This window comes from Denitromonas iodatirespirans (assembly GCF_018524365.1).
In the GTDB taxonomy this organism is placed as follows: domain Bacteria; phylum Pseudomonadota; class Gammaproteobacteria; order Burkholderiales; family Rhodocyclaceae; genus Nitrogeniibacter; species Nitrogeniibacter iodatirespirans.
In genome coordinates this window covers 1-6055 of sequence record NZ_JAEKFT010000062.1, presented here as the reverse complement: position 1 = coordinate 6055, position 6055 = coordinate 1, and the positions used below count along the sequence as shown (strand labels likewise).

Genomic DNA, 6055 nt, shown 5'->3' with positions numbered 1-6055 from the left:
CGCCTGCGCAGCGCCATGCCCTTGAGGACCGAGCGATCCTGGCCGCGCGCCATCAGACGTATCTTGAGGCTCGCGAACGCCATCCTGCACGCTGGTCCCGCGGGACACGCGACTGGACGCCAATCGGCGCGGTCACGCTCAATCCGGAGCGCGATGCGGCCATTTGCGGCCACGGTCATGCTGAAGACATAAAACGGTTGGTTGCATGAATCAGGCGACAACTATCTTGACTTGCTCCGACCGGCCATCAGTCATCATTTCATCAGCGAGGATGATCTGGACAAACTGCCCGTGCGCAAACAGCCGCCCGAGCTGCACGCAGCGCTCGAAAGCCTCTCTGAGGGCAGCGTGGAGGAACGCGTCGCCAAGCTGCGCAAGAAGGTGATCGAGGATCTGGTCTATGTGCGCGGCGGCAGCTTCATGCACGGCGACTTCGCCCGGCTGATGGGTGTCGAAGGCGTCACGCGCATGACCTACAACGAGGACGACAAGATCGTTCGGGAAATCGCCCTGAGCGATTTCTGGATCAGCCGCTACAAGACCACCTACGCCGAGTTCGATGTATTCACCGACGCGACGGGGCGCAAGCGCACGGGGATGGAAAATGAAGGCAAGCACCGCCATCCGCTGGGGCCGCTGGCACCCGCTGGCTGACAATCTCCTCCCTATATACAACTCCGCACTGCCGGGCGCACCGGCCGGAATAATCGTTGACCCTCAATGACTTACACGAAGCTCGCGTCCGGACGTGGTTTGAGCCAGCGGCTACGAATCAGCGCGGTCGGCGCGGATGGTGGTTACGCATCTGGAACGCCCATTCCCAACTGTCGTTCTGTTGGGCCGGGAAGCCCTGGGGCATGTACATCTCCGGCTGCCGCGCCAGACGCACCGGGACGTCCTCGCAATGGATCTCGTTCCGTTCGAAGGCACGCAGCTCGATGATGGCGGCGTTGCGCCGGTCGAGGAGACCGCTGGACAGGCGGGCGTAGTAACCGTCGCCGACACGCATCTGTGCCTTGAGGGCCACACGCCCGATGGGCGGAACGTACCACAGCTGAGTCAGGGTGACGCCCGAGACGACCGGCGCGGTTGCGGTAAACACGCGACCGGCTCTCGCCTCGTCGGCGGCACGCGGATTTTCCTTCGTCCACCGGGCGACTCGATCGATGCGCAAGGCCTTGAAGGTGCCGGCTGCGACGGTGATCTCCTCGACGGCGGCTACATGGCTGGTCGCACTTTCGTGATAGTCGTAGAAATAGTGCTCGTAGGGAGACTGGTATTCACCCTCCTCGCGGAAGTCGTCCTGCCATGAATCATTGAGGGCGAGGGGAAAGCGGAGCCATACCTGCTCGCCGCGGCGCGAGGGATTGACCTCGGTGTAGGTGGCCTGCGTTTCGCGCAGCTCTAGCGTGTCATTGACGTGATAGGCGCTCACCCCGTCGTCGATACCCACCAGACGCAACTGCGTCGGCGGGAACTCCTGCCCGCCAGCGTACACCCAGCGGGTACCGGGCGCAGGCGCCGGCGCCTGGACGGCTTTGTCGGAAGGCCAGTCGGGGAGTTGACAGGCGGCGTTGGCGGACAGCGCGGGCAGCAGCCCAAACAGCAGGACGGAAAGATGATGGCGGACGCGTTGCGCAGCAGATGTCATGCGTTGGTACCGTAATTTGGTCAGGAGATCGGAGCAGCACCGGGTATGGTCGCGCCGCCAGAAATGCCACTGGTATAGCCAAGCGGCACTCTAGCGCTTGTAGCCCGGTAGGGCAATGGCATTCATGCCGCCACCGGTATCGGTTCGAACCATGGTTTGGCCGGATTGATGTACCGGTTGGCGGGATGAGTGCTCGTCACCGAGCCGCCCTACGTGACCAAGCGCGTCGATGGCCTGTTGGCGGTTGCGCAGCCGGCGCTCGCCTTGCGCGCGATCTTGCAAGGCATATTGGCCGGCCTCGTGATTCGTACACGCCAAGGTTCATGCCAACGTTATAATCCACCGACCCAACGTCCTTGGTTATCCCCATGCCGCTACGTCACGCTGTTGCCGCTCTGTTCGTTCTATGTACTGCCTCGGCATGCTCAACCGCCAAGTCACCTGGGAACGGAATTCCTCCGTTGCCCCGAACCGAATCGCCCAGCCTCACCAAGGTCAAACCACCGCGCCAGCCGACCATCAGCCACCACTTCATTAGCGAGGATGACCTGGAGAAGCTGCCGGTGCGCAAGCAGCCGCCCGAGCTGCTCGCGGCGCTCGAAGGTCTGTCCGAGGGCAGCATCGAGGAACGCGTCGCCAAGCTGCGCAAGAAGGTGGTCGAGGATCTGGTCTATGTACGCGGCGGCAGTTTCATGCGCGGGGACTTCGCCCGGCTGATGGGCGTCGACGGGGTCACGCGCATGACCTACAACGAGGACGATAAAGAGGTTCGGGAAATCACCCTGAGCGATTTCTGGATCAGCCGCTACAAGACCACGTATGCAGAATTCGACGTGTTCACCGATGCGACCGGGCGCAAGCGCACGGGGATGGAGTACGAGGGCAGCGGACGCAATCCATTCATTCCGGCAGGCACCTACTGGCAGGACGCCAAGGACTACTGCCAATGGCTGGGCAAGCTCACCGGCTACCCCTTCGACCTGCCCACCGAGGCGCAGTGGGAGTACGCCGCGCGCAGCCGGGGGCAGTTCTTCATGATTGCGACGGATGACGGGACTATTGCGTATGGGAGGAATATTCCGTATGCGGCGCAGGCGAAGAAGTTGTCGCCAACCAGCGGCTTCATGTCGCCCTATCCGGTTGGGATGTTCCCCGCCAATCCGTTGGGGCTGCATGACATGAGCTACAACGGAAAGGAATGGGTCAATGATTGGTATTCAGAGGATGCCTACGCCAATGCTGACAAGCGCGATCCGGAAGGCCCCGAATCAGGAACGGAGAAAGTAATTCGAAGCTGGAACTATGGCGACTCGCTGAAGATCGGAGTTAACGTCTGGCGACGCAAAGGTTTGCCTGTACCAATGCGCGAAAGCATTCCTGATGAGAATGGAAACACAACAATGGTGCCGTCTGCCGCGGCCTTCTCTCCATCCGTCCGCTGCGTGATCAACAATCATTGACCCTCACACCGGTCCTGCGTTCCGGCAGGGCCGGCGCCTGCATTCAAGCGATGTCGCCATAGAACCCGTGTTCGCTGGAAGCGAAAAGCGGATGGTCCCTGGCCATGTCCTTCTGCAAGGCATATTCCAGCGTTGAATTGTCCAGCGCCGCGTAGCCGCGCCGCATCTCGTCCGCGAGCGCGGCATGGGTGGCGTCGTACCACGCGCCGAAGTCGCCTTCCATGGCCAGGAAGTCCTTGTCGCCCAAGCGACGCCGCATGTCCTGAAAGTCGTTCTGATACTGCGTCCGGTTGAACGGCACATCCAGCCCGCGCGGCCCTTCCGCCGCGAAGAAACGCTTGAGCAGTTCCATGTTGGCCTGGTGATCGCCTTTCTCGCCCAATGGCCCGATGTGCTGGATGATGTTGTCCATATCCGCTTTGGTCTGCGCCTGGCGCAGCACCATCAGCGCTGCCTTGCGCTGGGTAGGCAGGTAGTCATCGCCCAGATGCGCGCCCGTGCCGTCCTTGAGCCAGTTTGCAAAGCTGAACCGGGTCAGTTGGTAGAGCAGCATGCCCTTGGTTTCGGGCGGGCCGTAGCGCACCGACTCGGGCTTGGCGAGGATGGATTGGCCGAGTGCGATGTTGGCGTCGGCCTTGGCAAACTTCATTTCCCATGCTTTAACAGCTTCATCCAGTTCCCGAGCAAAATAGTTGTCGATGGCTCTACCCTCGCACACCACGAGATAGATCACGTATTTCCACGCTTCAAACGCCCTTTCGGCCACAAACTCCAACGACCTGAACCCCGCATGCCCCAGCGTGTAGTACGCCCAGAACACAAAGCTGCCGATCTGCTTCACGCCCACCGCCAAACTCACTTCACCGGAGGCGCCCAAGCCGAAACACAGTCCCGCATGGGCGGTGATGCGGAAAATGCCGTCGATGTATTCAACAGCGAACTTGGCCTCGCCTGCCAGCCCCGCCATGCCTTCGAGCCTCGGGGCCACCGCCGCGAAATCCTCGAATGCCTTCGCCTTGTTGTGCGGATTGCGCCACTGCACGGCACCCTTCAGTTGCAGGCCACCGCGCGCGCCGGCAAAAAAGTTCACTTCGGCGCCCAGCCCGGCCTTGTTGGTCCAGTCCGAGCCTTTGCCGGTGACGTTCGCCGCACTCCGCCGCTTCGTTCTTTGGCGCGATCCCTTGATATGGGGCGCTTTGCCAGGTTTGGTCTTGCCGTCCACGTCCTTGGTTTCGATGTCCACCATCTCGATGCCGATGGACACTTCGCCCGCCACGCTCACCCCAAGCACCCCCGACAGCTCGGCCGCAGCCGCGAAACGCACCGCCCCCAGATCGTAGGGCAGTCCGGGTGACTTGCCATTAACGATCGCGTCGATCTGCGCCAGATCGTAGAACGTCAGCAACAGCCCGTCTTTCGACGGAAAGTAGAAGTCAGCGCTGGCCCGGCCTTCGGCAAAGGCGACCTCCGCGCTGCCCTCGGCCTTGATGAAGACGTTTCCCTTTAGCGGCGAGATTTCCCCGGCCAGACTTCCGCCGCTGAAGTAGCGCATGGCGGCCGCTTCGGCGCTCAGGTCGATATCGCCGACCTTGGCGCCCTTGATTTCGACTTCACCGGATCGCTCGATGTGGGCATTTTCGTTCCAACGCTCCAGAGCTTCCGGGCCAAGCGTTCCGCAATTCTCGATCTCGAGTTTGATGAAATCCTTGCTGCTCAGCTTGAGGCTCTGGACCTGTTCGCCTAGGTACTGGCGCATCTTGCTACGGTCAATGCGGCGCTTGCCCACGCTGTCGGTCTTGTAGACCTCGGACCACTTCAAATCCTTCCGGTCCTTGAGTTTCGGCCAATTCGCCTTGAGCTTGTCGGAGTTCATGACCTTGAGCGGCCCGACCCCCATGTAGCGCGCTTCTTGCGTGATCTTGTCCCGCAACCCTGCGCCGCTCCGGAACCCCCACCTCTTCTTCAGGTCGAGCGCGTCACGCTTCCACTCGCCGTGATCCTTGATTGCCTTGAGCTGGTATGGTTTGTCACCCTCCTTTTCCATGAGGGGGATCATCTCGATGAGCTGGGCTCCGCTGTCTCCCAGCTTGGCCAGAGGTTTGAGTTCGTCGCGTAGTTTGGCGGTCGCCTCGTCCCGCCACTGGATTGCGAACAACTGCGTTTGCTTGGCTTCGCGCTCAGTCTCATCGAGCCGCGAGTCCTTCACATCCTGCAATTTCCCCTTCTCCAAGGCGATCATCGCCAAACGCTCGTCACACAATGCCAACACTTCATTGGCAAGCAACTTGTCGTGCATCAGCCGGCTCCAACGGTCGAACTCGTTATTCAACTCGATGGCATCCTCGGCGGGAACGGCGACCACCTCCCCGGTATCCAGACGTAGATACGCTTGCGGTGCTGGTGCAACATAAATGTCGACCCGGCTACCAGACGTGGTGTTGGCCCGGCCTTCTCCCAGGACGGCGGCGCGATCAGTGGATGAGTACATCGTGTTGCCTCGGTTCAACCTGGATTCAATGTCCCCAAAGGACTTGGAGTTTCTCGGCCTTACTGAATTTCACACGAGCGGTTTGCCCGTTCTCGTCGGTCATCCCGGCATCAACGATTTCGCCTGCGTCATTGACGATCCGGTAGGGCGCGGCGGCTATCGGTTGCTGCGAGACCTTGTCGCGTAGCACGAAGCGCTCGTCGAAAAGCTCGCGTACATGCTTTTGGACTGCCGGGTCGCCACCCTTCGGGAATTTCAGCCCGGTCACCGACGCGCTGGCCGGCCCGGTCAGATTCTTCATGCTCGCCTTGAGCTTGACCGGCCCCGGCGCGTGCAACTCGATGTTGCCGCCTTCGAGCTTGAGATAGGCGCCCTTCGCGGTGAGCAGGAGGTGGGTTTTGGCGCTGGCGTGGATGCTGGCGCTAGTGCTGGCGAGAGTGACGGTCTTGTCGGCGG

The 6055-nt window shown here is 61.3% G+C and carries 5 protein-coding genes and 1 pseudogene; 3 read left to right on the top strand and 3 right to left on the bottom strand.

The window, feature by feature from the left end:
* Together I8J34_RS23710 and I8J34_RS23705 are read left to right on the top strand one after the other, a co-directional pair.
* A pseudogene (locus I8J34_RS23710) lies at positions 1 to 209 on the top strand (IS3-like element ISAzo10 family transposase); the annotation flags it as partial.
* 82 nt (positions 210 to 291) lie between these two features.
* Positions 292 to 654, top strand: coding sequence for an SUMF1/EgtB/PvdO family nonheme iron enzyme (locus I8J34_RS23705; protein ID WP_214364114.1), 363 nt, complete (start codon positions 292 to 294; stop codon positions 652 to 654).
* A gap of 118 nt (positions 655 to 772) precedes the next feature.
* On the opposite strand, the gene I8J34_RS23700 is transcribed toward I8J34_RS23705, so the two are convergent.
* Positions 773 to 1651: a hypothetical protein gene (locus I8J34_RS23700; protein WP_214364113.1), complete on the bottom strand. Its 879-nt coding sequence runs from the start codon at positions 1649 to 1651 to the stop codon at positions 773 to 775.
* A gap of 461 nt (positions 1652 to 2112) precedes the next feature.
* Between I8J34_RS23700 and I8J34_RS23695 the strand changes: the two genes are divergently transcribed.
* A complete protein-coding gene (locus I8J34_RS23695; RefSeq protein ID WP_214364112.1) occupies positions 2113 to 3111 on the top strand; it encodes a formylglycine-generating enzyme family protein in 999 nt (332 codons plus the stop codon).
* Positions 3112 to 3154: 43 nt separating this feature from the next.
* Here I8J34_RS23695 and I8J34_RS23690 read toward each other — a convergent pair whose 3' ends face one another.
* Together I8J34_RS23690 and I8J34_RS23685 are read right to left on the bottom strand one after the other, a co-directional pair.
* Positions 3155 to 5599 (bottom strand): hypothetical protein, encoded by a 2445-nt coding sequence (locus I8J34_RS23690; protein WP_214364111.1) that lies wholly within the window; start codon positions 5597 to 5599, stop codon positions 3155 to 3157.
* Between the two features lie 25 nt (positions 5600 to 5624).
* On the bottom strand, positions 5625 to 6055 hold a 431-nt coding region (locus I8J34_RS23685; protein ID WP_214364110.1), incomplete at its 5' end, for a DUF2345 domain-containing protein.